The sequence below is a fragment of the Streptomyces sp. W1SF4 genome, from assembly GCF_003950035.1.
Taxonomy (GTDB): Bacteria; Actinomycetota; Actinomycetes; order Streptomycetales; family Streptomycetaceae; genus Streptomyces; species Streptomyces racemochromogenes.
The window spans coordinates 1,071,949-1,084,379 of sequence record NZ_CP034350.1 but is presented as its reverse complement, the minus strand read 5'-3'; the positions used below and the strand labels follow the sequence as shown (position 1 = coordinate 1,084,379).

The following is a 12,431-nucleotide window of genomic DNA, read 5'->3' as shown; positions in this document are numbered from 1 at the left end:
TCAGGACGAGGAAATTCACAATGCAGTCCTCCGGAAACACCGGAATTCCTTTGCTGGAACCGTTCTTCGAAACGGCGCGCACCGATCCCGCCCGCCCGGCCGTCATCGACAACGGACTCGTCATCGGCTACGGCGTCTTCGCCGCCTGGGTGCTGGAGGTCGCGGGCGCCGTAGCCCCGCGCACGGGCCGGCCGCAGCCGCCGGTCGGGGTGGTCGTGCACCACTCGGCCCGGGACGTGGCCGCCCTGCTCGGCGTGCTCGCCGCGGGCCGGGCCTACGTACCGCTGGAGGCCGCACACCCGCCGGCCCGGCTGGAGTCGGTCCTGGCCCGGCTGGGGGTCGAGGAGGCCGTGGCGACCGCGGACACCGGCTGGCAGCCGCCGGTCGCACGGGTGCACCGCCCGCGCTGGGCGACCGCCGCCCCCGCCCCGGGGAGCGCCGCCGCGCCCGCCGCCGGCGCCCGGCCCGAGGACCCGGCGTACGTGCTGTTCACCTCGGGCTCCACCGGTGAACCCAAGGGCGTCGTGGTGCCGCACCGGGCGCTGTCCGCCGTGGTGCCGCCGCTGCGCACCCTGTACGGGATCGGGCCGGACGCCACCGTGCTGCACTTCCACGGCGCCGGCGGCGACACGAGCCTGGAGGAGATCCTCCCGGCCCTGACCGGCGGGGCCACCCTCGTCGTCGACGACGCCGCCCGGGAGCGGTTCGCCCAGGTGGCCGAGGAACAGGAGGTCACCGTCGCGGTGCTGCCGACCGGCTTCTGGCACGGCCTGGCCGGAGACCTGCTGCACCAGGGCGCGGGGCTTCCGGCGTCCCTGCGGACGGTGGTGATCGGCGGGGAGGCGGTGCGGGCCGACATGCTGGACCGCTGGCGGCTGCTCGGCACCGACGGGGTGCGCCTGCTCAACACGTACGGATCCACCGAGACCGCCCTGGTCACCCACGCCGTGCAGCTGGCCGGGCCGGGTGCGCCCGCCCTCCCCGCGGCCGGCGGCGACCTGCCGATCGGGCTCCCGCTGCCGCACGTCGGACAACGCGTCGACGCGACGGGGGAGTTGTCCGTGTCCGGGCCGGGCCTGGCCCTGGGCTACCACGCCGATCCCGGCGGGACGGCCGCCCGGTTCACCGAGCACGAGGGCGTCCGCTGGTACCGCACCGGCGACCTGGTGTCCGAGGCGCCCGGGGGCGCCCTGGTGTTCCGGGGCCGCTCCGACCACCAGGTCAAGATCCGCGGCCACCGGGTGGACCTGATCGAGGTGGAGGGCCTGGTCGGCAGCTGCCCGGGCGTCCTGGAGGCCGCCGCCGCGCGCGTGGACCGCGCCGAACACAGCACCCTGGCCGCGTTCTTCGTCCCCCTGCCCGACCACGACCCCGCCGAGGTGGCGGACGCCGTCCGCGCCCGCCTGTCCGCCACGGCCGCGCCGCAGCTCGTCCCCAGCGTGCTGGTCCCCGTCCCGGCGCTGGAACGCACCCACACCGGCAAGGTGGACCGCGACGCCACGCGGGACCGGTACCTCGCCGCCACCGGGGCGGACCGGTGAACCGGCCCGCCGGAGCGGAGCCGGCCGCACCCGCCCGCGGCCCCGGCCCGTCCGTGCCGGCCGGCCGCGCCGACACGGACGCGGACGGCCGCGCACGGGCCGAGGACCTCGTCGGGGAGGCCGCGCGGCGGCTCGGTGCGGAACTCGAGCCCGGGAGCGCCCGGGTCGACGAATCGGGCTGGGACTTCCGGGTCGTGCACGTGCGGGCCGCCGACGGCACGCGGTGGATCCTGCGCCAGCCGCGGCGGCCCGAGGCCGCCGCGCTGCTGGCGTTCGAAGGGGCCGTGCTGACCGCCGTGCGCGACCGCGTGCCCGTGCCCGTGCCGCACTGGCGCCTGCACGCCCCGGACCTGGTCGCCTACCCCCGCCTGCCGGGCACGCCCGCGGGCACCGAGGACCCGGACACCCTGGTCTACGGCTGGTCCATGGACCCGCTGGCCCACCCCGGCCGGTACCTGGAGCCGCTCGCCCGGACCCTGGTCGCGGTGCACACGACCCCGCCGGACGTCTCCCCGGCCCTCGCGGCACGGGCGGCCGCGGACGGGGCGGACCCCGGCGCCGTCCGCGCCCGCACCGCGGACCGGCTCGCCCGGGCCCGGGCCGAACTCCCCCTCCCCGCGGCCGGGGTGCGCCGCTGGCAGTCATGGCTGGACGACGACCGGCTGTGGCCCGGGCGGCTGGCGCTGGTGCACGGCGACGTCCACCCCGGGCACACCCTGGTGACCCGCCCGCCCTCCGGGCCGCCGGTCCTGGCCGGCCTGCTGGACTGGGCGAACGCCCATGTCGGAGATCCCGCCGTCGACTTCGTCGACCTGCTGTACGCGGGCGGCCCCGCCGTCCTGGACCGGCTCCTCGCGGCCTACCGCGAGGCCGGCGGCGAGGTACGACCCGGCCTGCGGGAACACGTACGGGCCCGGGCCGACTTCCTGTGGGTCCACGTGGCCCTGCGCGGCCTGGACACCGGCCGCCCCGCCTGGGTGCAGACGGCCCTGCGCAGGATGGCGCCGTGACGGCCCCGGGCGCCGGGGCGCGCACGAGCGGCCGCACGCCGGGCGGGACGGCGTACACCGTGCACGGAGCGGCGGGCCCGCCGGTGGTCCTGGTGGCCGGCGCGGGCGGGACGGGCCGCATCTGGGAGCACCACCAGGTCCCGGCCCTCACCGCCGCGGGCCGCCGGGCCGTCACCTTCGACCACGGACCGACCGCCGCGGGCCCCTTCGAACTGGCCGCCCGCATACGCGAGTTGCTGCTGGCCCTCGATCTCCCCGGGTGCCCGCTGGTGGGCCACTCGCTCGGCTCGCTCGCCGTCCAGGAACTGCTGCTGACCGACCCCGGCCTGGTGGGCGGCGCGCTGCTCGCCGCCACCCGCGGCCGGCCCGACGCGGTCGGGGAGGCCCTGGCGCGCGCCGAGGCGGCCACCGCCCGGGCCGGGACCCCGCTGCCCCCCGAGTACGAGGCCTTCGTCCGGCTCGTACAGAACCTCTCGCCCCGGACCCTCGCCGACGAGGCGGCGACGGCGCACTGGCTCGATCTGTTCGAACTCGCCGCGCTGACCGGCCGGTCGGCCGGCCACCGGCCGGGTCCGCCGGTCCGGGACCGACTGGCCGAGTTCGGCCGGATCACGGTGCCCGTGCACGTCGTGGGCTTCGCCGACGACGTGCTGGCGCCGGCCCCGCTGGGCCGGGAGGTCGCGCGGGCGGTCCCCGGCGCCCGCTACACGGAACTGGCGGACGCCGGCCACCTCGGCTTCCTGGAACGGCCCGGGGCCTTCAACACCGTCCTGCTCGACTTCCTGACCACCCTCGCCCCGACGACCGATCCCGGAGTGTCCCGTGTCCCCTGAGAGCCCCGTCACCGTCGTCCACGTCGGCCAGGAACCGCCCGCGTCCTGGGCGGCGGCCGTGTACCTGTGCGGCCCGACCCCCACGGACCCGGCCGAGCCCTCCTGGCGCCCGGACGCCGTCGCCGCGCTGCGGTCGCTGTGGTCGGGAGCCGGGCGGCTGGTGGTGTTCCTGCCCGAGCCGGCGCCGGGCGGCGACTACCCGGCGTACCCGGACCAGATCGCCTGGGAGGAGGAGGCCATGAGCCGCTCCGACGTGGTCCTGTTCTGGATCCCGCGGGACATGGCCCGGCTGCCCGGCCTGGTGTCCAACGTCAAATGGGGTACGTGGTACGACTCTGGCCGCGCCGTGCTCGGCACCCCGCCGCAGGCCGAGCGCATGGAGTACCTGCTCCACTTCGCCGGTGCCCGGGACGTGCCGGTGGCCCGGACCCTCGCGGAGGCCGCCACGGCGGCCCTGCGGGCGGTCGGACCGGGCGGCGCCCGCAGCGGCGGCGAGCGGGCGGTACCGCTCACGGTATGGCGGACCGAGCCGTTCCGGGCCTGGTACGCGGCCCGCCGGGAGGCCGGCGACCGGCTGCTGGACGCCCGGGTGGAGTGGTACGCGCCGCCCGCCGAGCCGGGCGGCGCCGCCGACTGGCTGCTGACCGTGACGGTCGCGCCGGGCGACGGCTCCGGCCCGGCCGTCGCCCGCCTGCTCGCGGCTCAGGGGCAGGGCATGCTCATGTAGAGCGCGTGCTCGCCCTCGGACTCGGTGCCGTGGTAGAGCGCGGTGTCCAGGCCGCAGAAGGCGAAGCCCATGCGCCGGTAGGCGTGGATGGCCGGGGCGTTGACGTTGGTGACCTCCAGCCAGATGTGCCCGGCACCGCGCTCCCGCGCGAACCCGACCGCACGCTCCATCAACTCCCGCCCCACACCCCGCCCCCGGTGCCCCGGTGCCACCTCGATGTCCTCGATGGTCAGGCGACGGTTCCACGGGGAGTAGGACACCGCGGCGAAGCCGGCCAGCTCGCCGCCGGCGCCGACGGCCACGAAGGTGAGGCCGTCGGCGTCCTCACCGTCCGCCCCGTCCTCGCCGCCGTCGTCCTCGGGGAACACCTTCACCAGCGGCGGATCCACCGGCACCTCCCGGAAGGCGAAGCCGTCCTCGCTGACGGCGACCTCGAAGACGGTACCGGTGGTGAAGGACCCGTCGACGGCCTCGATGGCCTCGGCGTCCTCGGGACGGGCGGTGCGGAACTCGTAAGCGGTGTCATTGAATGCGGTCATGATCCGACCCTAGGCCCACCCCGTCCGGGTAAGAGCGGGTTTCAGCCGATTCCTGCTCCGGGGCGGTCACCGCTGCGGACCTCCGTGGAGAGGCGCGCGCAGGGCCCGGCAGGCGGCGGCGTACTGGCGACGGCCGAAGGCCCGCCACAGCAGGCGGCCGATCAGGGGCGCCTTGTCCAGGAAGTAGGCACGCTCCCGGGGGTCGGCGTCCTCGAGGAGCGAACCCAGGGCCAGCATGAGCTTGTCCTTGGGGACGGTCTCCAGTCCGCGGCGGCCCACCGCGTCCCACTCGGCGACCGACAAGTGCTGCTCCACCAGCGGCAGGACCAGCCGTTCCTCGTCGTCGAGGTGCTCCAGGAGCGCGGCGCGGTGCTCTTCCAGGGCCGTTGCCAGTTCCTCCGCGGACATCCGGCCGGCGGTCCGCTGCCAGGCGGGCGCCCGGGCGGTGACCTCGGTCAGGCTCCGGTCGATGCGGGCGTGCTGCTCCTCCATGCGCGCGACGGTGTCCGTGCCGGCCGCGACGGCGTCGGCACGCTCGCGCAAGAGCGGCCAGATCGTCTCGTCCTCGACCGTGTGGTGGTGGTGCAAGCCGGTGACGTACTCGGTCAGGTGGGCGCCGACGACGGCGGCGCGTTCCGTGTCGCCGTCGGGTACGGCCCGTACCAGCCGGGGGAGAAGGGCCGACTCGCGCCGGAAGACGCGGTGCACCACCACCATCTCGTGGGTGTACGGGCGGGCGGGGCCGGGGGTGGGGCTGGAGGACACGCTTGACTGCTCCGGGACGGTCGGCGGACGGGGGAGGAGCAGCGTGCCGACCGCCCCTTGGCGTTCGCTTCCCACCCGCTTGGCGCCGACTTGGCGGGAGCGCGCGATCGGCGCCGCCCCGCACGGCCGCCGTCGCCCAGCCGGCCCCGAAACCCCCTCTGAGCAGGCTTGTTTAGATTCCGTCCACCGGTCGTCTCCGCCATCTCCGGTACATTCACCGGCGTGTTGCAGATACGAGCGCTGGGCCCCCTGGAAGCCGCGACGAAGGGTACGGCCGTCCCCCTGGGAGCCCCGCGGCAGCGTGCCGTGCTGGCCCGGCTGCTGGTCGCCCGCGGCGCCGTGGTCTCGGTCGACCGGCTCGCCGAGGACCTGTGGCACGGCACCCCGCCCGCCAAGGCCCTCGTCTCCCTGCACGCCTACGTGTCCAACCTGCGCCGACTGCTGGAACCGGAGCGGCCGCCCCGCGCCCCCGCGCGCCTGCTCGTCACCTCCGCGCCGGGGTACGCCCTGCGGCTGCCGGGCGAAGCGGTGGACGCCTGGCACTTCGAGGCCCGGCTGGAGCTGGCCCGCAAGGCTCCGGCACCCCAGGCCCGGGAACTGCTGGCCGGGGCATTGGCCTGCTGGCGGGGGCCGGCGTTCCAGGAACACGCCGACGAGGACTGGGCGGCCCCGGAAGTGGCGCGGCTGACCGAGCTGTTGGCGGACGCCCGTGAGCTCGCCGCCGCGGCGGACCTGCGTACCGGGTCCCCGGCCGGGGCGGCACGGGCGGCCGCCGAACTGGTGGCGGCGCAACCGCTGCGGGAGGAAGGGTGGCGGCTGCTCGCGCTCGCCCAGTGGGCGTGCGGACGGCAGGCGGACGCGTTGACCACGCTGCGCCGGGCCGGGTCCGTCATGCGGGAGGAACTGGGCTGCGATCCCTCCCCCGTCTTGCGGGGCGTCGAGCGGGCCATCCTGGAGCAGCGGCTGGACGTGCTGCGCGCCGCGACGGCGGCGGCTCCCGGAACGGCCGTCCCGTCCTCGGTGTCCCGTGCGGCCGCCGTGAACAGTGCCCGGGCCGGCGGAGCACCGGCACCGGCACAGGCACCGACGCTCGGGGCCGACGCGGGGAGGCTGTTCCTCGGCCGGGAGGAGGAGCTGCGCACCGCCGAGGCCGCCGCGCACGCCGCACGGGCGGGCGGAGGCCTGATGCTGGTCACCGGCGAGGCGGGAGCCGGCAAGTCGGCCTTCCTCGGCCGGCTCGCCGACCGGCTGGCGGGCGACGGCTGGACGGTGGTGGTGGGGCGCTGCCCGGCGTACGAAGGGGCGCCGCCCGCCTGGGCCTGGGTCGAGGCGCTGGGCGCGCTCGACCGCCGGGCCGGGCCCGCCGCCCCGGCGGAGCTGGCCGTCCTGCTGCACGAGCCGACGACGGCGCCCGTCGCCACCCGCGACGAAGCCACGGCCGGCCGCTTCCGCATGCACCGGGCGTTCGCCGCATGGCTGTCCGCCGCGGCTGCCGAGCGGCCGCTCGCCGTGTTGCTGGAGGACCTCCACCGGGCCGACGCGGAGACGCTGGCGCTGCTGGAGGCAGCGGGCGCGGTCGCGGGCGTACCCCTGCTCACCGTCGCCTGCTACAGGCCCTCGGAGGCGGGAGACCGGCTGGCGAAGACGCTCGCCCAGCTCGCTCCGCGGCCGCCGCACCGGATCGCGCTGGGCGGGCTGCCGGCCGACGCCGTGGCCACCGTCGTCACCACGGTGTGCGGTACCGCCGTGGCCCCGGCCACCCTGGCCGCGATCACCGCACGTACCGGAGGCAACCCGTTCTACGTGTGGGAGAGCGCACGGCTCCTGGACAGCGAAGGCGAACTCGTCGCCCTCTCGGAGGTCCCCCAAGGCGTCCGGGACGTCCTGCGCCGCCGGCTGGCGCTGCTGCCCGATGCCGCGCTCGCCGCCATGCGCCTGGTGTCCGTCATGGGCGCGGAGGCCGATGCGGCGCTGCTGGTGGAGGCGGCCGACGCGGACGAGGAGACGGTCCTGGCGGGACTCGACGCCGCGCTCGCGGCCGACCTGCTCACCGAACCGGGCCCGGGCAGGGTCGGTTTCGTGCACGCCCTGGTACGGGACACGGTCTACACCGACCTGACCGGCGTGCGCCGGGCCCGGCTGCACGACCGCGTCGCCGCGGTCCTGCGCCGCCACCGCCCCGACGACCTGGCGGCACTGGCCCACCACTTCGCCCGCTCCGGCCGCGCCGCCAACGCCCCGCTGGCCGTGGACTACGCCCTGCGCGCGGCCGAGCTGGCCGAGCGGAGGTACGCGCACGACGTCGCCGTCGGACTGCTCGCGCAGGCCATCGACGTGCACACGGCGGCCGCCGCCGACCCGTACGCGGCACCGGACGCGACCGTCGGCCTGCTGGTGCGCCTGCTCGGCGCCCAGATCCGGGCCGGCGCCACCGACGCCGCCCGGCACACCCGCAGTCGCGCCGTGGAACTCGCGGTACGGGCCCGCCGCGACGACCTGGTCGCCGTCGTCTACGGAGCCTGGACCGAGCCCTCCCCCTGGCGCAGCCGGCTGGAAGGACTCTTCGACCGGACGGCGCTCGCCCGGCTGGAGCGGCTGGCCGCGGACCGCTCCCTGAACGAGGAGACCCGGGCCAGGGTCCTCCAGGTCCTGGCGGACGCGGTGGCCGGCGAGGACGCCACGCGCGCCCGGGCGGCGGCCGACGCGCAGCTGGCGCTGGCCCGTACCTCCGGGGAACCGAAACTGCTGGCCTCCGCCCTGATGACCTCCGCCCGACTGCTTCCCCACGAACACCACGCCGAGGACCGGGACCCCCTCGTCGCCCGGCTGCGCCTCCTGGCCTCCGCGCACGACCTGCCCGCGTACCGGTGGGTCTGCGAACACCTCGACGCCATGACGGCCGCCGCCCGCAACGACCCGGCGGGCGTCGACCGGCACACCGGCGAGGGACTGCACCTCGCCGACCGGTACGAGATGCTGTGGGCGCGCGGCATCAACGTCACCACCCAGGCCATGCTCGCCGCCATCGCGGGACGGTTCACCGAGGCGGAGGAACGCTACGCCCGAGCCGAAGAGCTGTTCCGCAGGGTGGGGGCGCAGCACGCGAACGGGCCGCGCACCCTGGGCCTGTGGACGATCCGCTTCACCCAGGGGCGGACGGCGGACATCGAGCGAAGCGTCCGCGAGGTCCACGAGGCGGTCGGCGCGCCGGTCGCCGTGGCGCACGCCCTCCTGCTGGCCCGTCAGGGCCGGCTGGACGAGGCCCGCGCGATCCCCTTCCCCGCCGCGCCGGTGACCGACCACCTGTACGGAATCGAACTGGACTACCGCGGCGAACTGGCCGTCCTGTGCGGCGACGTGGACACCGCCGGCCTGCTGGTCCGCCATCTGCTGCCGCTCCGCGACCAGTTCGGGGGCGCGGCGGGAGCCGCCTACGCCTCCCGGCCGCTGGCCCACCCGCTGGGAGACCTGTACCGCCTGCTCGGCGAGGAGACGGCCGCCGCCGAGGCCTACGCCCGCGCCGAGCGCGTCGCGCTGGCGTGGCACTCCCCGCACCACGCGGCAGCCGCCCGCCGCGCCGCCGCCGAACTGGCGGCATCACTCGGGCGCCACCGCACGTTCGCGCACCCGTTCAGTTCACGGGGATGATGTCGGGGGCGCCGAGCCGCACCGCGTCGGCGGTCAGGTCGTCCGGCTGCTGCTGGGCCTCGCGCTCGGCGGCGACGCGCCCCAGGTAGTGGTCGACCTCGCGGTCCTGGTGCGCCCGGTCCCATCCCAGGTGGGGCGCCATCAGCCGGGCCACGGTCGGCGCCGCGTCCACGCCGCGGTCCCAGGACTCGATGGAGATCCGGGTGCGCCGGGCCAGGACGTCCTCCAGGTGGCGCGCGCCCTCGTGGGTCACCGCGTACACGGCCTCGACCCTCAGGTAGTCGTCGGAGCTCGGCAGCGCCTCGCCGAGCGTCGGATCGGCGGCCACCAGGGCGAGCAGTTCGGACGCCAGGGAGCCGTAGCGGTTCAGGAGGTGCTCGATGCGGGCGACATGGAGCCCGGAGCGCTCGGCAAGCCGGTGCCGGGAGTTCCACAGCGCCAGGTAGCCGTCCGCGCCCAGCAGCGGAACACGGTCCGTGACGCAGGGGGGAACCTTCTCGTCCAGGCCCCGGACGGCCTCGTCGACCGCGTCCTTGGCCATCACCCGGTACGTGGTGTACTTGCCGCCCGCCACCACGACGAGTCCCGGTACGGGATGGGCGACGAGGTGCTCCCGGGACAGCTTGCTGGTCTCCGCCGCCTCGCCCGACAGCAGGGGGCGCAGGCCGGCGTAGACGCCTTCGACGTCCTCGGGGGCCAGGGGGGTGTTCAGGACGCTGTTGACGTGCTCCAGCAGGTAGGTGACGTCCTTGGAGCTGAGGGCCGGGTGGGCCTTGTCGAGTGTCCAGTCGGTGTCGGTCGTCCCGATGATCCAGTGCCGGCCCCACGGGATGACGAACAGCACGCTCTTCTCCGTGCGCAGGATCAGACCGGTACGGGAGTTGATCCGGTCACGGGGGACGAGCAGGTGCACGCCCTTGGAGGCGCGGACGTGGAACTGGCCGCGGGTGCCGGCCATGGCCTGGGTGTCGTCCGTCCACACCCCGGTCGCGTTGATGACCTGCTTGGCGCGCACCTCCGTCTCCTCGCCGCTCTCCAGGTCCGTGACGACGGCGCCGACCACCCGCTCGCCCTGCCGCAGGAACCGGCTGACGCGGGCCCGGTTGGCCGCCAGCGCCCCGTACGAGGCGGCCGTGCGGGCGAGGAACATGGTGTGCCGGGCGTCGTCGACCTGGGCGTCCCAGTACTGGATGGCACCCACCAGGGCGTCGGAACGCAGGGCCGGGGCCTCGCGCAGGGCCCGGCTCCTGCTCAGGTGCCGGTGGTGCGGCAGCCCGCCGGAGGTGCCGGAGGCCCTGGCCATCGCGTCGTACAGCAGCACGCCGCTGCCGACGTACGGGCGCTCGGTGATGCGGTGTCGCACGGGGTAGAGGAACGGCACCGGACGCACCAGGTGGGGGGCGAGGTACCGCAGCAGCAGACCCCGTTCCTTGAGGGCTTCGGCGACGAGGCGGAAGTCCAGCATCTCCAGGTAGCGCAGGCCGCCGTGGATGAGTTTGCTGGAGCGGCTGGACGTGCCCGAGGCCCAGTCGCGGGCCTCGACGAGCCCGACGCTCAGGCCCCGGGTGGCGGCGTCCAGGGCGGCGCCGCCGCCGACGACGCCGCCCCCGATCACGAGCACGTCGAGTTCGCCGCGTCCCATGCCGGCCAGGGCCCGTGTGCGGGCCTGCGGTGAGAGGGCCACCGGATCGGCCATGGTCTCCTCCTCGGTGCTGCGGGCGCGGGCGGAACCCGGGGCGGCCGGAACCTATTCGACCTTGGCCCAGTCGAGCGTGCGCTCCACCGCCCGCTTCCAGCCCTCGTACCCTTCGGTGCGGCGTTCCTGCGACCACTGGGGGCTCCAGCGCTTGGACTCCTGCCAGTGGGTGCGCAGTTCGTCGGTGTCCCGCCAGAAGCCGGTGGCCAGGCCGGCCGCGTAGGCGGCGCCGAGCGCGGTGGTCTCGGCGACGACGGGACGGCTGACCGGTACGCCGAGGATGTCGGACTGGGTCTGCATGCACAGGTCGTTGGCCGTGACCCCGCCGTCTACCTTGAGCACGTCCAGGTGTACGCCCGAGTCCTGCTCCATGGCTTCCACGACGTCCCGGCTCTGGTAGCAGATGGCTTCGAGGGTGGCGCGCGCCAGGTGGCCGTTGTCGTGGTAGCGGGCGAGGCCGACGATCGCGCCGCGGGCGTCGGAACGCCAGTACGGGGCGAACAGGCCGGAGAAGGCGGGGACGAAGTAGATCCCTCCGCTGTCCTCCACGGTGCTTGCCAGGCGCTCGCTCTCGGCGGCGTCCCCGATGATCTTCAGCTGGTCGCGCAGCCATTGCACGGCGGAGCCGGTGACCGCGATGGACCCTTCGAGTGCGTAGATCGCGGGACTGTCGCCGAACTGGTAGGCCACGGTGGTCAGGAGCCCGTGCTGCGACCGGACGAGCTCCGTCCCGGTGTTGAGGACCAGGAAGTTGCCGGTCCCGTACGTGTTCTTCGCCTCGCCGGGCGCGAAGCAGACCTGGCCCACGGTGGCCGCCTGCTGGTCGCCGAGCACGCCCGTGATGGGAATGGCCTCCCGCAACGGCCGGGAGGTGCGGGTCCGTCCGTACGCCTCGGGGTGGGAGGACGGGTTGATGGTGGGCAGCATGGACCGGGGAATGTCGAAGAAGCCGAGCAGTTCGTCGTCCCAGTCGAGGGTCTCCAGGTCCATGAGCATGGTGCGGCTGGCGTTGGTGACGTCGGTGGCGTGGATGCCGCCGTCGGGGCCTCCGGTGAGGTTCCACAGCACCCAGCAGTCGGTGTTGCCGAAGAGGGCGTTGCCCTGCTCGGCGGCCTCCCGCACGCCGTCGACGTTCTCCAGGATCCACTGGATCTTGCCGCCGGAGAAGTACGTGGCCGGTGGCAGCCCCGCCTTGCGGCGGATGACGTCGCCCTGGCCGCCGCGCTCCAGCGCGGCGGCGATGGAGTCGGTACGGGTGTCCTGCCAGACGATGGCGTTGTAGTACGGGCGCCCGGTGCGCGGGTCCCAGACGACGGTCGTCTCGCGCTGGTTGGTGATGCCGACGGCCGCCAGGTCGGAGGCGTCGAGGTTGCCGTGCCGCAGGGCGTTCTGGATGACCGAGTTGGTGCGTTCCCAGATCTCCACCGGGTCGTGTTCGACCCACCCCGAGCGCGGGAGGATCTGGGAGTGCTCCAGCTGGTGCCGCGCCACCTCGTTGCCGGCGTGGTCGAAGATCATGAAACGGGTGCTCGTGGTGCCCTGGTCCACTGCGCCGACGAAGTCAGCCATGGGGTGCCGCCTCCTCTTGGGATGCCGTGTGTGGGGCTGTCATCCGCGACGGGACGGGACGGGAGAGCCGTCGTGCCGGATCCGTCCCGCCCGCCGGGGATGC

The 12,431-nt window shown here is 75.4% G+C and carries 9 protein-coding genes; 5 read left to right on the top strand and 4 right to left on the bottom strand.

The window, feature by feature from the left end:
- Positions 1-20: 20 nt before the first annotated feature.
- The 4 genes from D1J60_RS05230 to D1J60_RS05215 are packed head-to-tail and all read left to right on the top strand — an operon-like array spanning position 21 to position 4,111.
- On the top strand, positions 21-1,541 hold the full coding sequence (locus tag D1J60_RS05230) for an AMP-binding protein (protein ID WP_125820312.1): 1,521 nt from the start codon (positions 21-23) through the stop codon (positions 1,539-1,541).
- Positions 1,538-2,551, top strand: a complete 1,014-nt coding sequence (locus D1J60_RS05225) for a macrolide 2'-phosphotransferase (protein ID WP_241253153.1) — start codon at positions 1,538-1,540, stop codon at positions 2,549-2,551. The genes D1J60_RS05230 and D1J60_RS05225 overlap by 4 nt, the downstream gene beginning before the upstream one ends.
- Positions 2,548-3,384 carry an alpha/beta hydrolase gene (locus D1J60_RS05220; RefSeq protein WP_241253152.1) on the top strand — a complete coding sequence of 279 codons (837 nt, stop codon included), beginning with the start codon at positions 2,548-2,550 and terminating at the stop codon, positions 3,382-3,384. The genes D1J60_RS05225 and D1J60_RS05220 overlap by 4 nt, the downstream gene beginning before the upstream one ends.
- Positions 3,374-4,111 carry a nucleoside 2-deoxyribosyltransferase domain-containing protein gene (locus D1J60_RS05215; protein WP_125820311.1) on the top strand — a complete coding sequence of 246 codons (738 nt, stop codon included), beginning with the start codon at positions 3,374-3,376 and terminating at the stop codon, positions 4,109-4,111. Before D1J60_RS05220 ends, D1J60_RS05215 begins: the two co-directional genes overlap by 11 nt.
- On the opposite strand, the gene D1J60_RS05210 is transcribed toward D1J60_RS05215, so the two are convergent.
- Together D1J60_RS05210 and D1J60_RS05205 are read right to left on the bottom strand one after the other, a co-directional pair.
- Entirely contained in the window at positions 4,087-4,650 is a 564-nt protein-coding gene (locus D1J60_RS05210) for a GNAT family N-acetyltransferase (RefSeq protein ID WP_125820310.1), read from the bottom strand. The genes D1J60_RS05215 and D1J60_RS05210 overlap by 25 nt on opposite strands.
- Positions 4,651-4,716: 66 nt before the next feature.
- On the bottom strand, positions 4,717-5,415 hold the full coding sequence (locus tag D1J60_RS05205; RefSeq protein ID WP_241253151.1) for a hemerythrin domain-containing protein: 699 nt from the start codon (positions 5,413-5,415) through the stop codon (positions 4,717-4,719).
- A 222-nt stretch (positions 5,416-5,637) separates the two neighbouring features.
- On the opposite strand from D1J60_RS05205, the gene D1J60_RS05200 reads away from it, so the two are divergent.
- Positions 5,638-9,063, top strand: a complete 3,426-nt coding sequence (locus tag D1J60_RS05200; protein ID WP_125820309.1) for a BTAD domain-containing putative transcriptional regulator — start codon at positions 5,638-5,640, stop codon at positions 9,061-9,063.
- On the opposite strand, the gene D1J60_RS05195 is transcribed toward D1J60_RS05200, so the two are convergent.
- A complete protein-coding gene (locus D1J60_RS05195; RefSeq protein WP_125820308.1) occupies positions 9,047-10,759 on the bottom strand; it encodes a glycerol-3-phosphate dehydrogenase/oxidase in 1,713 nt (570 codons plus the stop codon). The two genes, D1J60_RS05200 and D1J60_RS05195, sit on opposite strands and share 17 nt — an antisense overlap.
- Positions 10,760-10,810: 51 nt before the next feature.
- Positions 10,811-12,328, bottom strand: a complete 1,518-nt coding sequence (glpK, locus tag D1J60_RS05190) for a glycerol kinase GlpK (protein ID WP_125820307.1) — start codon at positions 12,326-12,328, stop codon at positions 10,811-10,813.
- Between the last annotated feature and the right edge of the window lie 103 nt (positions 12,329-12,431).

What these genes read in the sequence shown, in the direction of transcription:
- D1J60_RS05230 (WP_125820312.1), top strand. Translation starts at nt 21, where the DNA reads ATGCAGTCCTCCGGAAACACCGGAATTCCTTTGCTGGAACCGTTCTTC.
- D1J60_RS05210 (WP_125820310.1), bottom strand. Translation starts at nt 4,650, where the DNA reads ATGACCGCATTCAATGACACCGCTTACGAGTTCCGCACCGCCCGTCCC.
- D1J60_RS05195 (WP_125820308.1), bottom strand. Translation starts at nt 10,759, where the DNA reads ATGGCCGATCCGGTGGCCCTCTCACCGCAGGCCCGCACACGGGCCCTG.
- glpK (WP_125820307.1), bottom strand. Translation starts at nt 12,328, where the DNA reads ATGGCTGACTTCGTCGGCGCAGTGGACCAGGGCACCACGAGCACCCGT.